At 49.4% G+C, this 15,357-nt stretch carries 12 protein-coding genes and 1 other annotated feature (1 of these 13 running past the window's edge); of the genes, 8 read left to right on the top strand and 4 right to left on the bottom strand.

What is annotated here, in order from left to right; all coding sequences use genetic code 11:
• Nucleotides 1-88: a binding site (T-box leader), on the top strand (it extends 155 nt beyond the left edge of the window).
• A 141-nt stretch (nt 89-229) separates the two neighbouring features.
• Nucleotides 230-2,647, top strand: a complete 2,418-nt coding sequence (gene leuS / locus EDM52_RS01380) for a leucine--tRNA ligase (protein ID WP_122907237.1) — start codon at nt 230-232, stop codon at nt 2,645-2,647.
• An 80-nt stretch (nt 2,648-2,727) separates the two neighbouring features.
• Here leuS and comER read toward each other — a convergent pair whose 3' ends face one another.
• The 3 genes from comER to asnB form a co-directional block, all read right to left on the bottom strand.
• The gene (gene comER / locus EDM52_RS01375) at nt 2,728-3,567 is read right to left on the bottom strand and encodes a late competence protein ComER (protein ID WP_122907236.1); all 840 of its coding nucleotides are present in this window, start codon (nt 3,565-3,567) and stop codon (nt 2,728-2,730) included.
• A gap of 74 nt (nt 3,568-3,641) precedes the next feature.
• The gene (locus tag EDM52_RS01370; protein WP_122907235.1) at nt 3,642-4,322 is read right to left on the bottom strand and encodes a helix-hairpin-helix domain-containing protein; all 681 of its coding nucleotides are present in this window, start codon (nt 4,320-4,322) and stop codon (nt 3,642-3,644) included.
• A 107-nt stretch (nt 4,323-4,429) separates the two neighbouring features.
• A complete protein-coding gene (gene asnB / locus EDM52_RS01365; protein WP_122907234.1) occupies nt 4,430-6,355 on the bottom strand; it encodes an asparagine synthase (glutamine-hydrolyzing) in 1,926 nt (641 codons plus the stop codon).
• A gap of 198 nt (nt 6,356-6,553) precedes the next feature.
• On the opposite strand from asnB, the gene EDM52_RS01360 reads away from it, so the two are divergent.
• The 4 genes from EDM52_RS01360 (at nt 6,554) to holA (ending at nt 11,778) form a co-directional block, all read left to right on the top strand.
• Nucleotides 6,554-8,932 carry a DNA internalization-related competence protein ComEC/Rec2 gene (locus EDM52_RS01360; protein WP_122907233.1) on the top strand — a complete coding sequence of 793 codons (2,379 nt, stop codon included), beginning with the start codon at nt 6,554-6,556 and terminating at the stop codon, nt 8,930-8,932.
• Between the two features lie 53 nt (nt 8,933-8,985).
• The gene (locus EDM52_RS01355; RefSeq protein WP_122907232.1) at nt 8,986-9,531 is read left to right on the top strand and encodes an RNA polymerase sigma factor; all 546 of its coding nucleotides are present in this window, start codon (nt 8,986-8,988) and stop codon (nt 9,529-9,531) included.
• Entirely contained in the window at nt 9,531-10,490 is a 960-nt protein-coding gene (locus EDM52_RS01350) for an anti-sigma factor (RefSeq protein WP_245996415.1), read from the top strand. Before EDM52_RS01355 ends, EDM52_RS01350 begins: the two co-directional genes overlap by 1 nt.
• A gap of 253 nt (nt 10,491-10,743) precedes the next feature.
• Nucleotides 10,744-11,778 carry a DNA polymerase III subunit delta gene (holA, locus tag EDM52_RS01345; protein ID WP_122907231.1) on the top strand — a complete coding sequence of 345 codons (1,035 nt, stop codon included), beginning with the start codon at nt 10,744-10,746 and terminating at the stop codon, nt 11,776-11,778.
• Between the two features lie 60 nt (nt 11,779-11,838).
• Here the strand turns inward: holA and rpsT are convergent, their stop codons facing one another.
• Complete coding sequence (rpsT, locus tag EDM52_RS01340) at nt 11,839-12,114, bottom strand: 30S ribosomal protein S20 (protein WP_122907230.1); 276 nt, start codon at nt 12,112-12,114, stop codon at nt 11,839-11,841.
• A 227-nt stretch (nt 12,115-12,341) separates the two neighbouring features.
• On the opposite strand from rpsT, the gene gpr reads away from it, so the two are divergent.
• The 3 genes from gpr (at nt 12,342) to EDM52_RS01325 (ending at nt 15,098) form a co-directional block, all read left to right on the top strand.
• Complete coding sequence (gpr, locus tag EDM52_RS01335; RefSeq protein WP_122907353.1) at nt 12,342-13,442, top strand: GPR endopeptidase; 1,101 nt, start codon at nt 12,342-12,344, stop codon at nt 13,440-13,442.
• A gap of 147 nt (nt 13,443-13,589) precedes the next feature.
• The gene (spoIIP, locus tag EDM52_RS01330; RefSeq protein ID WP_122907229.1) at nt 13,590-14,783 is read left to right on the top strand and encodes a stage II sporulation protein P; all 1,194 of its coding nucleotides are present in this window, start codon (nt 13,590-13,592) and stop codon (nt 14,781-14,783) included.
• Between the two features lie 6 nt (nt 14,784-14,789).
• Nucleotides 14,790-15,098, top strand: a complete 309-nt coding sequence (locus EDM52_RS01325) for a DUF3679 domain-containing protein (protein ID WP_122907228.1) — start codon at nt 14,790-14,792, stop codon at nt 15,096-15,098.
• Nucleotides 15,099-15,357 lie beyond the last annotated feature (259 nt).

The raw sequence follows: 15,357 nt of genomic DNA, 5'->3' as shown, positions 1-15,357 counted from the left end.
CGATACGGATATGAACAAGCGGGTGAAACAGTTCTCTTCACCAAACTGGGTGGTACCGCGGGAGTCTACACAACCTCTCGTCCCTTTTCGTAAGCGATAGGGGCGCGGGGTTTTTTATTTTACTATCAATTTGTAGTACCATACAAAGCTTGAAAAGGCGGAGTAGCCATGCTACTTCTCGTCAAAGCTGTGTAATCTATTTCGTTATTTCAGATGGGAGTGCTTTACCATGGTTTTCAGTCATCGCAATGTCGAAAAGAAATGGCAACAATACTGGGAGCAAAACAAAACCTTCAAGACTTCAGAGGATGAGGGCAAGAAAAAGTTCTATGCGCTTGATATGTTCCCGTATCCATCGGGTGCAGGACTGCACGTTGGACATCCAGAGGGCTATACGGCTACAGATATTTTGTCCCGCATGAAACGCATGCAAGGCTATAATGTACTTCATCCAATGGGATGGGATGCATTCGGTTTGCCGGCTGAGCAATACGCTCTCGATACAGGAAATGACCCTGCTGAATTTACCGAGCACAACATCAACAATTTCCGTCGTCAGATCAAGTCGCTGGGCTTCTCCTACGACTGGGACCGGGAAATCAATACAACAGATCCAAACTACTACAAATGGACACAGTGGATTTTCACCAAGCTATATGAACACGGTTTGGCCTACATCGATGAAGTGGCTGTGAACTGGTGCCCGGCACTTGGTACCGTACTGGCCAACGAAGAGGTCATCGATGGCAAGAGTGAACGCGGAGGCCATCCGGTCGAACGCCGCCCAATGAAGCAATGGGTATTGAAAATTACAGCTTACGCAGAGCGATTGCTCGCTGACCTCGAAGAGCTGGATTGGCCAGAGAGCATCAAGGAAATGCAACGCAACTGGATCGGTCGTTCGGAAGGGGCGGAAGTGACCTTTGGTATTGAAGGCCACGAAGAGACGTTCACGGTATTCACGACTCGCCCTGATACCTTGTTCGGTGCAACCTATGCGGTGCTGGCGCCGGAGCATAAGCTGGTCGAGCAAATTACGGTACCTGGACAAAAGGCAGCAGTTGAAGCGTATTTGGATCAGGCAAAACACAAAAGCGATCTGGAGCGTACGGACCTGGCGAAAGAAAAAACAGGCGTATTCACAGGCGCCTATGCGATCAATCCGGTAAATGGCGAACGTCTGCCTATCTGGATTGCCGACTACGTACTGATCAGCTATGGTACTGGATCGATCATGGCCGTTCCAGCACACGATGAGCGAGACTATGAATTCGCAAAAACCTTTGATTTGCCAATCAAAGCTGTTATTGCAGGTGGAGACATTACGAAGGAAGCGTACGCTGGTGACGGCGAACACATCAATTCTGGCTTCCTCGATGGTTTGAACAAGGAACAAGCGATCAGCAAAATGATCGAATGGCTGGAGGAGAACGGTAAAGGAAACCGCAAAGTCACCTATCGTCTGCGCGACTGGCTGTTCAGTCGTCAACGCTACTGGGGCGAGCCGATTCCAATCATCCATTTGGAAGATGGCACGATGAAAGTGGTTCCAGCTGATGAATTGCCGATAATCCTTCCGAAGACGAAAGAAATCAAACCGTCTGGTACAGGTGAGTCGCCACTTGCCAACATCACCGACTGGATCAATATCGTAGACAAAGAGACTGGCATGAAAGCTCGCCGTGAAACGAATACCATGCCTCAATGGGCTGGTAGCTGCTGGTACTTCCTGCGCTTTATCGATCCGCACAATGATCAGGCGATGGCAGATCCGGATAAACTGAAAGAGTGGCTGCCGATTGATATCTATATCGGAGGGGCGGAACACGCTGTTCTTCACTTGCTCTACTCTCGTTTCTGGCACAAATTCCTCTACGATATCGGTGTCGTACCGACGAAGGAGCCATTCCAGAAGCTCTTTAACCAAGGAATGATCCTGGGCGAGAACAACGAGAAGATGAGCAAGTCCAAAGGCAACGTCGTGAATCCGGACGACATCGTGCAAAGCCACGGTGCAGACACCCTGCGTATGTATGAAATGTTCATGGGGCCGTTGGATGCATCCATCGCGTGGTCTACAAAAGGCCTCGACGGTGCCCGTCGCTTTCTGGACCGCGTCTACCGCTTGTATGTGAATGACAATGGTGAGCTGAATCCGAAGATCGTGGATACAGACAAACCGAATGCGATGGAGCGCGTCTACCATCAGACGGTCAAAAAAGTAACCGAGGATTACGAGGGACTACGCTTCAATACAGGGATCTCCCAGCTGATGGTGTTCATCAACGAAGCTTACAAGGCGGACGTTTTGCCGAAGAAATACATGGAAGACTTTGTGAAAATGCTCTCTCCGATTGCACCGCATATTGGGGAAGAGCTGTGGGAAAAGCTTGGACATTCCAATACGATTGCGTACGAGGCATGGCCAACCTACGACGAAGCAAAGCTGGTTGAAGACGAGGTTGAGATAGTCCTGCAGGTCAATGGGAAAAACAAAGAAAAGCTGCTGATTGCCTCTGACGCAACCAAAGAGCAAATGGAAGCTTTGGCGATGAGCAATGAGACCATCAAGGAGCTCATCGAAGGCAAAACAATCGTGAAGGTAATCGCTGTTCCTGGTAAATTGGTAAATATCGTCATTCGCTAAGGCGAGAATGGACGGACGGAAGTAACATAGGAAGAGGAGTGGAACCTGTTAAATGGGCCCACTCCTTTTTATTTTTTCCATCAATGCTGTTTCACATGATTCTTCCACTGTTGTTGAACCAGCTCCTGATCCTCCGCAAATTTGGCGTGTGTACGATGAAACACCTCTGCGAACAATCCGGGCACACCTTTTTGCAAAGCTACCAATCCTTCACCGGTAATTCCGCCGGGTACACAGACGCGCTGCTGCAGGGTTGGAAGAGTAAATAGTTCCTGTTTAAGCAGCTCGCCCATCCCGATCAGCATATGTGTTACCAGGTAGGTAGCCGCTTCGTGGGATAATCCGGTTTCCTTTTCAGCATCTTCAATCATCTGCTGCAGGATATAGCTCAAAAAAGCTGGACCGCAGCTAGTTATGTCAGAGCTTACCCGCAAATAGGTTTCGGATACTTCAATGGGCTGACTGATCGTAGAAAACAGGGAAAAGATGTTTTGTCGATGCTGCTGGGTGATCCGCGAGCCGAACTCGCACAGACTGACACCGCTTTTGGCCGCATTGGTAATGCTTGGGACGACTCTCGCTACGGGGCAGGGAACTTGGGTCTCCAGTTGTTTTAGCTTAATCGGGCTGGTGATCGTAATCATTAAATGGTTCGTCGTTAAGGCAGGGGCCAGTTGTTCTAGCAAGACGTTATATTCAGAGGGCTTGACGCACAAAAGCAGGATGCTGGATGTTTGCGCCACTTCTGTATTGCTTTGTGCGACGCTCAAACCTGGGTATTTTTCCGCTAGACGAACAGCTTTAGCAGGGGTTCGGTTGTGTACGATGAGCTGCGTGGGCGATAAGGCTTTGGCTGTTAACCAGGCCTCCAGCAAAATACTGCCCATACTGCCCGTACCAATGACTCCAATCCTGTTCAAGTCCATACCTCCTTCCTCTGATTCTTTCCCCATCATATGAGGAAAAGAAGGCGATCATGACCCTCGCGCATCATCTAACGAATACGAATACGATCCTTCAGCCGCTCGTACATTTTGTCCCCGATACCTGAAATGAGCTTGATATCCTCCGGTGAACGGAAACCTTGCTTTTCTGTTCGGTATTGGAGGATGGCTTGCGCTTTTGCTTCGCCAATGCCTGGCAGGGACATCAACTCGGCTGCTGTTGCGGTGTTTATATTGATCGTCCCACCCGAGCCTTGATCGGCAGGATCAGAAGAGGAGGGGATGAGCTGTCCGGGCACAGCCTGATTGAGCGTCTGAGGCTCCGTGTCAGATTTGGATGGAATCACAACGGCTGCTCCATCCAGCAGTGGCTGGGCGAGGTTGATCTGTTCAAGATCGGCATCTGGCAACGTTCCGCCTGCTTGACGAATCGCATCAGCTACGCGCATGCCAGCCTGAAAGGAGTACAAGCCCGGTTTTTTTACCTTGCCCTTGACGTCTACCAGGATTGGAGGAGGAGGCTCAGCTTCAAGTGTTTCTTGCTTAGGCTCCTCAGCACGTATCGCTGTGTCTAATGCTTCCTTTTCGATCCCGGAGATAGGCGTTAACGGCCATTCCTCCTGCGCTGATCCTTGGCTGGAGTGGTACAGCCAGACGCTGCTCCCAAGAAAGAAGAGAGCACCAATCCCGACGAGCAGACGGCGATACCGCTCCCACCATTCCCAAAGCATAAAAAAACCCCTCCTCATTCTTTGCGTGCATCTAAAGAGATCAACTTGTCTCTTACAAAGGATGCTACGAAAAGAAAGAGAGGGGGTGCAACTTTATTTGCTATGGCTTAACCAATATGCTGGAAAGCGTTTTTCTTGCGACGAATTTCTACATTGGGACTTACATAAGGGCCAAAGGTGTGCTTTTGCTCGATGAAAATCTGATGCCAAAGCATAAAGACGAGAATCGTCCAGATTTTCCGGCTGTAGTCGGCATTGCCCTCGCGATGCTCATCCAGCATGTATAACACATAGGCCTTGTTGATGAGGTCGTCCACCTTCGATTCGAAGATGATTTCCTTCGCCCATTGGTAAAATTCGTTTTTCAACCAGGTGCGTGTCGGAACCGGGAAGCCCAGTTTCTTTTTCGACTTGATTTCAGCTGGCAAGAAGTCTTTCATCGCTTCACGCAGGACGTGCTTGGTTGTACCGTTCGCAATTTTGTACTTGGTCGGGATGGTGGAGGCGAATTCGAACACCTTGGTGTCAATGAACGGAACACGTAGCTCCAGAGAATTGGCCATAGTCATCTTGTCAGCCTTCATCAGGATGTTGCCGCGCAGCCAAGTGTGAATGTCCAGGTACTGCATCTTGGTCACATCATCGTATTGGGCAGCGCGCTTATAGATGTCCGAGGTGACTGTAAAAGGCGATACGTAGAAGCTGGAGTTGGCGATATCATCCATGACGACACGTCTCTTCATCTCTTCGCTGAAAATCAAGGCGTTGCCGAAGAAGCGCTCCTCCACTTTTTTCGATCCGCGAATCAAAAAGTTTTTCCCTTTTACCTGGTCAGGCAGATGTTCCGCCATATAGCCAATGGAATGACGCATCCAGCCAGGCATGCCAGAGAACATTTTGAGCGAATGCGGCTCGCGGTAAATGTTGTAGCCTCCGAAAAATTCATCGGCCCCTTCTCCGGACAAGACGACGGTTACATGTTCACTTGCCATTTTTGCGACGAAGTAGAGCAGAATGGCGGATGGGTCGGCCACCGGTTCATCCTGATGCCAGATCAGGCGCGGCAATTCATCCATATACTGCTGGGCGTTGACGACCAACTCATGATGTTCGGTACCCAGGAAGGCTGCGGTGCGTTTTGCGAAGTCCAGCTCGCTGTAGCCGGGGATGTCGGAGCCGACCGAGAAGGTCTTCACCGGTTCAAAGGTACGCATCATCGCTACAATGCTGCTGGAATCGACGCCGCTGGAAAGAAAGGCTCCGCGTGGCACTTCACTGATCCGGTGCTTGTCGATGGATTCGAGCAAGACACTGCGAGTGCCTTCCACGAAGTAGGAAAAAGGCTTGCTCTCGTCCGGTTGAAAATGTACATCCCAATAACGCTCTAGTGTGATCTTGTCATTTTCCACCACGAAGGAGTGAGCAGGTGGAATGCGGTAAATTCCCTCATACATGGTTTCGGGATCGGGTACGTATTGAAAGGTAAGGTAGTGATAAAAGGCCTTTTTGTTCACTTCGCGACGTAGTCCGGGAAGCTCCAGCAAGCTTTTGATCTCACTTGCAATCCCGATTGAATCAGCGGTTTCTACATAGTAAAGGGGCTTGATTCCGAAGTGATCGCGTGCACCAAACAGTCGTTTTTTACGGCCGTCCCAGATGGTAAAGCCAAACATGCCGCGCAAGTGCTTCGGTGCGTCAGTTCCCACTTCTTCATACAGGTGCAGGATGGTTTCAATATCAGAATCGGTCTGGAAGATGTGTCCGGAATCCTTCAACCATTGTTGCAGTTCTTTGTAGTTGTACACTTCTCCATTGCCTACGATCCACATGTCTCGTGATTCATTGAACAGCGGCTGATGTCCGCCTTCCACGTCAATGATACTTAAACGACGAAAGCCCAGGGCGATGTTTTCTTCGAGATGGAAGCCATCATCGTCTGGACCCCGGTGCAAGATGACTCCAGTCATCGCGCTGATCGTTTCTTGTTGAACAGGCGCTTGACGTTTGTTGTAAAGCGATACGATTCCACACATTGACTTGACTCTTCCTCTCACTGATTGCTCTTGCTAACTCTATCACGGATCGACAGTCAGCGCAATCTCTCCAAATGACCAGGAAATGGCCGTAAAACCTTGTAATAAAGCGTCGATACTCCTATTTTTGTCCCGGGAACCATGGATATAATCAGGGCGGGAAAATAAGCTTTCGACACGGGATGGAGGGGATCCGCGATGGTTCTTCGAGCAAGTATTTCGCTTGTCACGGGTTATCTGCTTTCCGCTTATGTACATCCTGCTTGGATGCTGGCTGCTGCTGGCATCTGGCTCGTCATTTGCCTTTGGCTTCATCCATCGAAGCGTCCGGGAAAGACCCCACTCATTCTATTATCTATTCTATCAGGTCTCTATTTTACAGGGTATGAGTATTTGCAGCGTACGGAACTGGTACCTCTTGCTGTACAGGAAGCGACGATCCTGACAAGAGGCTCTATCGAAACTCCTCTGGTGCGTGATGGTGATGTTGCGCGACTGTTCTACTCTGTGAAAGGGATAAAAAAGAGCGATGGCAGCTGGGAGAGCCTATCAGCAAATGAGAGAGTCGCACTTCGGGTAAAGCTGGACACAGAAGAGGAGGCTGCTCGGGTAGAGAAGTGGAGGCATGGGAGTGAGATTATTGCTCCAGTGAAGTTCTACAATCCTCCTACGGCACGCAATCCACATGCTTTTGACTATGCACGATACTTGGAATTGCAGGGTGTTTTTGTGATGGCAGAAACATCCTTTTCTGATGTGCAAATTTTTCGTGAGGACCATTCCGTATGGGGGCAATTTCAGCAGTGGCAGACAGACGCCGCTGCTAGAATTGAGTCCCTGTTTGCTGATGAACAAACCGCAGGTTACATGAAGTCTCTATTGCTCGGTGTGAGGGATGATGTTTCTCCTGAATGGGGGGACATGTATGCGGAGCTGGGCTTGAGCCATGTGTTGGCGATTTCAGGACTTCATGTCACACTGGTGAGCAGCATGTTTATGTGGTTACTGGAAAAGGCAGGCGTGAAGCGGAATCTGGCGTTGATGGCCACGATCATATTTTTAGTCGGATACGTACTTCTGGTCGGTGCAAGTGCTTCTGCGGTGCGTTCCGGGATGATGGGGGGCGTTGGACTGGCTTGTCAGGTATGGAATAGGCGTTTGGACGGACGAGAGGTGTGGGCTGGCGCATTGATCATCATGCTGCTGTTTGATCCGCATCAGCTATGGAATGTCGGTTTTCAGCTCTCGTTTGCTGTGACTTTGGGGTTAATCATCTTCGTCCCTTACAGTTTATATGTTTGTACAAGGCTGCCGAGCTGGCTTCGGGTCCTGCTTGCTGTCACGACGACTGCACAGATTGTCTCCTTTCCCTTTCTTGTCTATCATTTCCATCAGTTCTCTCTCTTGTCTTGGGGAGTGAATCTGATCGTGACACCCGTCCTGTCCTCGATCGTACTGCCGCTGGGCTACATGGCCCTGCTGTTCAGTCTGCTACACCCGGCTTTGTCCAGTTTGCCTGTGTGGATATCTACCAAGCTGCTGGAATGGGTCCACACTCCTTTATTTGCGCTGCAAGATTGGAAGATTCCGTTTACGCACTGGCCGCATCCAGCATGGTGGTGGCTGGTTTTATACACCATTTTTTTGATTTCATTGCCCATTTTGTGGAATCGTGGCTACCATCGCAAACGCGACCTGACGCTTGCCCTGATCCTGTTTGTGGCTCTTCTGGTATTCGCCAGGCAGCCTTTTTCAGGTGGAGAAGAAGTGAGAATTACCTTCCTTGATGTCGGGCAAGGGGATTCAATCATTGTCGAAGTTGGTCAACAGAAGGTATACTTAATGGATGCAGGTGGAAATCCTGCTTGGACCATTCGTGAACCGTGGAGAGAAAAAAGGGATCCGTTTGAGGTGGGAAAGGATGTCGTACTCCCATTTTTGCGGGCAAGAGGCATCGCTCATATCGACCGAGTGGTACTCACTCATGGCGATGCCGATCATATTGGAGGAATGACTGCACTACTGCAGCGAATCTCATTTGGTGGCGTTTTGGTGAACCCAACAAAACCAGAAGGGAAGGAACAGGAGCTTCTCCAGCGATTTGAGGCAAAGGGCGTCCCCATTTGGACAGGGAAACCTGGGCAGAGCTGGACAGACATGCCCGGCGTGGAGTGGAAGTGGCTGCATCCGGGACAATCAACAGACTTTTTAGGCAACGATGCATCTGTCGTCCTGCAGCTTACGGCATTCGGAAGGACAGTCTTGTTTACTGGCGATATCGAGACGGATGGAGAAAAACATCTGCTGGCTCATGGCCTGCCTATGATCGATGTATTGAAAGTAGCGCATCATGGGAGCAAAACGTCCAGCACTATGGATTTTCTGGCAGTGACACAACCGAAGTATGCCGTCATTTCAGCAGGACAGCACAACAGATATGGACACCCGGCACCGGAAGTCCTGGGGAGATTGGGAAAATCAGTAGAGGCTCTCTATCGTACCGATCATCACGGAGCAGTGACACTCGTGATTTCATCTCAGGGTTTATCATGGAAAACAGCAATATCCGATACATAAATAGGTTGCAACCTTTTCTAGCAGCGACCCGTCTGTAGGGGGGAGAAGAAGATATGCAGGAAGCAGAGCTGATCAGGAAAGCGCAGTCCGGGGATCATGAGGCGCTTGTTCAACTGCTTCGATCTATTGAGAACTCCGTTTACCGCAGCGCTTATTATATTTTAGGGAATGAACAAGACGCATTGGATGCCTCCCAGGAAGTATTGATTCGTATTTATCGCAAATTAGATACGTATCAAGAAAAGGCGAAGTTCACGACCTGGGTTCAGCGCATCGTGAGCAATGTGTGTATGGATAAGTTCCGCACCAAGAAGGAGACGGTCTCAATAGACGAGCACGAACTCATTATTCCTGATCGAAACAACGTAGAAGATGAGATCCTTCTCACTGGATTGTCAAATGACATCCAGGAAGCCATCGGGAGGCTGCCCAAGCAGTACCGATTGGTCGTAGTACTCCGTTATCTGGAGGACTTCTCCTACCAGGAAATTGCGGAGACGCTTGATCTGCCGTTAAATACGGTAAAGTCCTATTTGTTTCGGGCTAGACAACAGTTGCAGGAACTGTTGTACGACTATCAGAAAGGGGGGATCGGTTGATGACCAACGTAGAGATTTGGGAATGGATGCAGCGTGATTTGGACGGGGATTTGGCGCCTGAAGAACAGGCAGCCTTGCTTGCACTCCTCGAGAAGGATTCCGACTTGCAGCTGAAGTACAACCGTTTGAAAAGTGTGTCTCTACAATTAGAACAACTGCCCCCAGTCGTCCCCTCGTTCAGTATCGTGGATTCGATCCTGCCGAAGCTGGAATCAGCAGCCGCCACACCTGCTGCCAAGGCTGATCTGAATGAGGTAGTCCTGCCAACTCTAGAAGTGAAACGAACGTCGTCTCAGCCTTCTGAATCGAAAAAGTGGAAAAACAAGACAGTTTGGTTTGCTCGCATCGGTAGTACAGCTGTAGCAGCATGTTTGTTGATTGGCGTTCTGCTCGTTGGCAACGAAGCGAGGAAACAAGAGGATGATCCTGCCACTCATGGGTCAACGATTACTCCAACGGCTGTGGAGCCTCCGGCTTTTATCGGACCGCCTGCCCCTCAACCAAGCACTAATCCTACGCCCATTACTGAGGTTGGGGAGGAGAAGCCAGCAACTGAAAAAACACAACCGCCTAAGCAACAAAAGGTCGAGACACCTTCCAAGACGGTGAACAAAACACCGGTGACACCTCCAAGGCAAGTCCAAAATCCACCGGCACAATCGGTACCTGTTGTTCTTCCAATGAAGCCAGTGCCAAGAGAGCCCAAGCCGCCGGCATTTCCGTTCGGATTGGAAGAAAAATCGGACGATGACAACAACAGCAAGAGTGAAAAAGACAAAGACAAAGAGATGCGCAAAGAGAGTAAGGTAGAGGACAAGGAAAGCAAGAAGGAAGACAAAGGAAAATCCGAAAAAAATAAAGATAAAGATGACGAAGATGATGACGACCATGATGACGACGATGACGATGACGAGAAAAAGGAATCGAAGCGTCAGTATGGACGTACGATCGCAGTCTGATTAACACTTGGTGAAAATGTGGCTTTCACTTCAGTGGACCGGCACCAGCAAGGGGTTTCTTACGTATAGTAAAGTATCAAGCACCCCCTGCTTACCGTTTGGGGAGGATGAATCCCGGGGCTCTTCCCCCAACGTTTACATAGAGGTGCCAAAGGATGAAAAACCGCTGCCGATAGGGGCGGTTTTTTCTTTTTCCCGAAACATCGTGTGTTATAATTACGCTGGAAAGAAGGATGAGGGGAGAAGGAGTTTCATGCCGTTACTATCGGCCATAAGGGAAATCAGACAAAAACAGTTTGCGCCAATCTACGTCCTCTATGGACCAGAGTCCTTTCTTGCAGAAGAATTCATGGCACTGGCCAGACGAGAGATGGTTGACCCCGCGTTCAACGATTTAAACATAAGTATATACGATTGTTCGGAGACGCCACTCCAAGAGATTCTGCAGGATGCCGAGACCCTGCCTTTTATGGGAGAGCATCGGCTTGTTATTGCCAGACAAGCTTACTTTCTGACCGGGAGCAAGTCACCAGCAAAAGTGGAAAGTAATCCGGACAGTCTGCTCACATACATGCAAAATCCACCTGCATACTCCAGCTTGATCCTGCATACGGATTCGGAAAAGCTGGACGAACGCAAGAAGCTGGTCAAGAGCTTGCAGCAAAAAGCAAAGATGATTTCTTTTCCGCTGATGAAGGACGTGGATCTCTACAGCTGGGTAGAGCGCAGGGCTGAGAAGTACCAGGCGAGGATTCAGCGCGAGCAGGCGATCAAGCTGGTGGCGAGAGTCGGTGGCGAATTGCGTCTGCTGGATAAGGAGCTGGAAAAGCTGGCACTCTATGTCGGAGCCGGAGGGTCCATTACTGATCAGAGTATTGAGCTGCTGTCTTCACGAACGCTGGAGCAGGATGTGTTTGCTCTTATTGAACAAGTCGCGATCGGGAGACTGGACAAAGCCATGCGCATGATGTACGACCTGATGAAAACAGGAGAAGAACCAATCAAGCTGCTCTCTTTGTTTGCTCGTCAATTCCGCTTGCTTCTGCACGTCAGGCAATGGTCACCGCGTGGCTATTCACAGCAGCAGCTAGCGGGGATGCTGAAAATTCATCCTTATGCGGTAAAAAAAGCGATGGAACAGGCACGACATTTTTCCGAGGATTCGTTAAAGAAACTGCTGGGGATTTTAGCCGAAGAGGATTATCGCATCAAGTCTGGTCAAGTAGACAAGCTGCTGGCCTTGGAGCTGTTTATAGCACGCGCTCACGAAGAACGTCAAAGGGCGTAGATGCAGGCAAAGAAAAAAACCCGTGAACGAGTTCGCGGGTTTTTGCTGTTCGTCGGTCTCTTACGCTACAGGAGCGTTCAGAACGTTAAGCTTTTTCATCAAACGGGATTTTTGACGGTTTGCTGCGTTTTTATGAATGAGACCTTTCGAAGCGGCCTTGTCCAGCTTTTTCACAGCCACCAGAAGAGTCGATTTAGCCAATGCTACATCGGAAGCAGCCACGGCTTTCTCAAAGTTCTTCAGGGAAGTGCGCAGATCAGACTTTTGAGAAGCACGGTGTGCGCGGCGCTTTTCAATTGTTTTGGTGCGCTTGATCGCGGATTTAATGTTTGGCATGTGTGTCACCTCCTTAGACGACCATAGACATACAGTCATACAACAAAGTAATTCTAGCATGCACAGTACCCATTTGCAAGAAGAGGATTTGGAATAAAATTGTGGGATTCAAGCACCCTAGTAGCAGGAACAAAATGGTCACACTTGACCGCAAGTGGTCGCATCTAAATTTTATGAAAAACGTCGAGACGTTTTTCTCAGAGACGAAAGAAGGAGGCCAAGGAGAAATGGAACACAACATTGATCTGTCAGGCTATTCAATACGAACCGATCTTGCAGTGGAAGCACATGAGCTGGCGCAACAGCAAAATGAAAGCAGCATTTCAGGTGTTTGGCTGCAAGCGGACGACAGTGAGCCTGGCATTCAAGTCACCCGCCTGCACGTGCAGACTGAGGAGGCTGGCAGGCAGTTGGGAAAGCTGCCTGGCCATTATCTGACGATTGAGGTCCCCAAGCTGCGCGATAATGATACCTCGATTGAAGAGCAGGTGACAAAACGCTTTGCAGTGGAGTTTGCCGACTTTCTGCAAAAGCTGGGCATTACGGAAGACAAAAAGGCACTGGTCGTCGGACTTGGAAACTGGAATGTCACACCGGATGCTCTAGGCCCGCTCGTTGTAGAAAATCTGCTGGTGACGCGGCATCTGTATCAAATTGCCCCAGAAACCGTGGGTGACGGATATCGGGAGGTTAGCGCACTCTCGCCGGGCGTGTTAGGGATTACCGGGATCGAAACGAGTGAGATCGTCTTTGGCGTCGTTGAAAAAAGCAAACCGGATTTCGTGATTTGTGTAGATGCGCTTGCCTCCCGTGCTTTGCACCGGGTTAATACCACCATTCAAATTTCGGATACAGGCATTCATCCGGGGTCTGGGGTAGGCAACAAGCGCAAAGCACTCGACAAGGAATCTCTAGGTGTTCCGGTCATTGCCATCGGGGTGCCGACAGTCGTGTTTGCTTCTACCATTGTCAATGATGCGATTACGTACCTGCTCGGCCATTTTGGTCAATCCATGCAAGAGAGCAAGCGGGCATTCAACAAGCTTGCCATGAGTACACTGCCGGAACGAAAGGAACCGTATACAGAAGAAGACCTTCCTGATATGGAATCGCGGAAGACCTTCATGGGTCTGGTAGGTTCGCTGCCGGAAGAAGAAAAGCGTCAACTGATTCACGAAGTGCTGCGTCCGCTCGGACAGGACCTGGTCGTCACGCCCAAGGAAGTGGACGAATTTATCGAAGGCGTTGCAAATGTGATTGCGACGGGACTGAACCGTTCCCTGCACAGAGCTGTGGACGAAGAAAACAGCGCTTCATACACTCACTAGCGTTTTGAAAAAGCGGAGTAAGATTTTGAGAGAAAAGCTAGAAAAGAGGGTTCTATCGTCTCTATGACCTTCATAGGCTAAAGCATAGACAAGCGGAAGAGCAATGAGCGATCCGCTGTCAATGATACAGCCAGAGGAGTGAGACAGATGGCTGCCCTCATACAGCGCCAATTTGTGGTCCTTTCCTTCATTACCGCATTTTTGTTCTTGCTTACGGGTGTTTTTGCCCTGAGCAACAACCGAATCAATATCGCCTCAACCACGATTCAGCAGGCTGCCTCGCAGATTTCCAGCCTCGCGTTTTTGACGTGGATGGGTCAGGAGATTCCCAGATTGAATGAGACGGTACAGGGAGATCGACCTCCCGACAGTGTAACAGGTTTCTTGTTTGAACTGGCGACCAGTATCCACCCGGGGGATTTGCGCAGCTTGCTGGGAAGAGAACTCCCGGGAATGGTAACAATGGACGATGCGCGCTTTATCGTCGAAGGGAAAGGTGCGCGGTTATCGGATTTATACGTGGAGTATCCACCTCATCCGAAACAGGTGATTGATGCTTCGCAAGCCGAGCCGCTTCCATCTCCAACAGATGAGAAGGCACCGGAAGCCGCGCAACCGGAAACCAAGCCAGACGATGAGAAAAATCCACCGAAGGCAACACCTGCTCCTTCCGGTAAAAAAGTGGTGTATGTCTATACCTCTCACAACAGGGAGTCGTGGACTAGCGAGACCAAGTACGTCGGAAGTTCACTGGACCATCCGACACGCAACATTTCTATGATAAGCAAGCGACTCTCCGAAGCGCTGAATGAAAGAGGAGTCGGCTCGGATGTGAGCGACCATGACATCTACCAGGATCTTTTGAACAAGAAAATGGATTACGCGCTTTCTTACGCTCAGTCTCTGCAAGTCATAAAAACGGCCGCACAGGAAAATCGCGATCTGCATTACTTCTTCGATTTACACCGGGATACTGCACCTCGTGATCAAACAACCGCAACGATCAAAGGAAAAACCTACGCACGCGTCATGTTCGTCATCGGGAAGCGCAACAAGAACCATCAGAAGAACGAAGCATTCGCCACGGAGCTGCACAAGCTGATGGAAGAAATGTATCCGGACCTTTCAAGAGGCGTGATGGAAAAAGGCGCAAAAACAGATCATGGCGAGTATAACCAGTCCATATCTCCGGGAAGCCTGTTAATGGAAATAGGTGGTACAGACAACACCTTGGAGGAAAGCTTGAATACTGCCGAAGCTTTGGCTGATGTATTCGCAGCGTATTACCTCAAAGCAGAAAAAGTGGCGAATCCGGTTGCTGAAGAACCGGAGAAGAGGTGAGCGGGTATGAATGTGACGGTGAAACTGACGGGTTTGTTGATGATCTTGCTGGTCGGGGTCGTGATTGGATTGCAGACGGCAGAGAGAGGGATATCCAAGGTGAGCGGGTTGCCAGAACAACAGCCGCAAACGTTCTATATCAAAAAGGTCGAGGAAGGCCAGATGGAAATCGCAGTGATGGGCAAGCAGGTGCAAACGGCTAACCCCGACCAGATCGTTAATTACATGAGCAGTATGGGAACGAATCTGGGAAGTACGATCAAAAGCGGTGCAAAGGTATTTGTGGAGTGGGTGGGGGCCTTCTTTGAACCATGAAATGGTTTGCCATTAAATGGATACTAGGAAGAAAGGTATAGCGACGAAAGACCTGTTTCGACAGGTCTTTTTTTCGTTGCTTGGTACGAGAAAGTCATGTAATTCAACGAAAATCAGCAAATTTATGAAAGGGAAAATTAATAATTATGACTAGTTAAAAAATTTATAAAAAAATAATTATTGAGAAATTTAATTATTGCCAAAATATAGAACAAATGGCATAATGTCAGTAATATTGTAAAAGGTATGAATATAACGA

This window comes from Brevibacillus invocatus, assembly GCF_003710915.1.
GTDB classification, from domain to species: Bacteria; Bacillota; Bacilli; order Brevibacillales; family Brevibacillaceae; genus Brevibacillus; species Brevibacillus invocatus.
The sequence above is the reverse complement of the archived record's forward strand: the minus strand, read 5'-3'. Positions and strand labels throughout refer to the sequence as shown.

What these genes read in the sequence shown, in the direction of transcription:
- EDM52_RS01350 (WP_245996415.1), top strand. Translation starts at nt 9,531, where the DNA reads ATGACCAACGTAGAGATTTGGGAATGGATGCAGCGTGATTTGGACGGG.
- spoIIP (WP_122907229.1), top strand. Translation starts at nt 13,590, where the DNA reads ATGGCTGCCCTCATACAGCGCCAATTTGTGGTCCTTTCCTTCATTACC.
- gpr (WP_122907353.1), top strand. Translation starts at nt 12,342, where the DNA reads ATGGAACACAACATTGATCTGTCAGGCTATTCAATACGAACCGATCTT.
- asnB (WP_122907234.1), bottom strand. Translation starts at nt 6,355, where the DNA reads ATGTGTGGAATCGTATCGCTTTACAACAAACGTCAAGCGCCTGTTCAA.
- leuS (WP_122907237.1), top strand. Translation starts at nt 230, where the DNA reads ATGGTTTTCAGTCATCGCAATGTCGAAAAGAAATGGCAACAATACTGG.
- EDM52_RS01370 (WP_122907235.1), bottom strand. Translation starts at nt 4,322, where the DNA reads ATGCTTTGGGAATGGTGGGAGCGGTATCGCCGTCTGCTCGTCGGGATT.
- EDM52_RS01325 (WP_122907228.1), top strand. Translation starts at nt 14,790, where the DNA reads ATGAATGTGACGGTGAAACTGACGGGTTTGTTGATGATCTTGCTGGTC.
- holA (WP_122907231.1), top strand. Translation starts at nt 10,744, where the DNA reads ATGCCGTTACTATCGGCCATAAGGGAAATCAGACAAAAACAGTTTGCG.
- EDM52_RS01355 (WP_122907232.1), top strand. Translation starts at nt 8,986, where the DNA reads ATGCAGGAAGCAGAGCTGATCAGGAAAGCGCAGTCCGGGGATCATGAG.
- EDM52_RS01360 (WP_122907233.1), top strand. Translation starts at nt 6,554, where the DNA reads ATGGTTCTTCGAGCAAGTATTTCGCTTGTCACGGGTTATCTGCTTTCC.
- rpsT (WP_122907230.1), bottom strand. Translation starts at nt 12,114, where the DNA reads ATGCCAAACATTAAATCCGCGATCAAGCGCACCAAAACAATTGAAAAG.